The sequence below is a fragment of the Streptomyces africanus genome (genome assembly GCF_002150735.1).
GTDB classification, from domain to species: Bacteria; Actinomycetota; Actinomycetes; order Streptomycetales; family Streptomycetaceae; genus Streptomyces; species Streptomyces africanus.
Map to the genome: position 1 here is coordinate 1 of NZ_MUKA01000662.1, position 814 is coordinate 814.

Sequence of the window (814 nt, forward strand, 5' to 3'; positions counted from 1 at the left end):
CCCCCGAACCCGGCACCCCCGCCGCCTTCGCCACCGCCCTGCGCGCCCGCGAGCAGCTCGTCGGCTACTGGTCCGTCCTCGACTCCCCGGTCTCCACCGAACGCATCGCCCGCCTCGGCTACGACTACGTCGCCCTCGACGCCCAGCACGGCCTCCTGGAGTACGCGGGCGTCCTGCGCTCGCTCACCGCCATCGACACCAAGGGCTCGACAGCGGTCGGTCTCGTCCGGGTCGAGGCCAACGACCCGTCCCCGATCGGCAAGGCCCTCGACGCGGGCGCCGCCGGCGTGATCGTGCCCCTGATCGACACCGCCCAGGACGCGGCCGACGCGGTCGCGGCCGTCCGCTACCCGCCGCACGGCCGCCGCAGCTACGGCCCCATGCGCTCCGGCCTGCGCATCGGCCCCGACCCCGCCGACGCCCACGCCCAGACCGTCGTCCTCGCGATGATCGAGACCGCCGAGGGCCTGGCCGCCGTCGAGGCCATCTGCGCCACCGACGGCCTCGACGGTGTCTACGTCGGCCCCTCCGACCTGCGCCTCGCGCTCGGCGGCGCCACCTCCACCGACCCGGCGCTCGCCGACGAGTTCGAGGCCGCGCTCGTCTCGGTCCGCACGGCCGCGGCCCGGGCCGGCATCGCCGCCGGCATCCACACCCCGGACGGCGCGAGCGCCGCCAAACGCCTCGCCGAGGGTTTCACCTTCGCCACCGTCGCCTGCGACCTCGTCCACCTGGAACAGGCGGCCACCGGCCACCTGACCGCCGCACGCCAGGCGGGTGAGCCCCGATGACCACCCCCGACGGCACCCTGCGC

General features: G+C 76.3%; 1 protein-coding gene. It reads left to right on the plus strand.

All coding sequences use genetic code 11. The features are described 5' to 3' along the window. Window positions 1-791 (plus strand): HpcH/HpaI aldolase family protein (locus CCL05_RS43225; protein WP_244204629.1); only part of this gene is annotated, 791 nt, incomplete at its 5' end. Window positions 792-814: the final 23 nt, after the last annotated feature.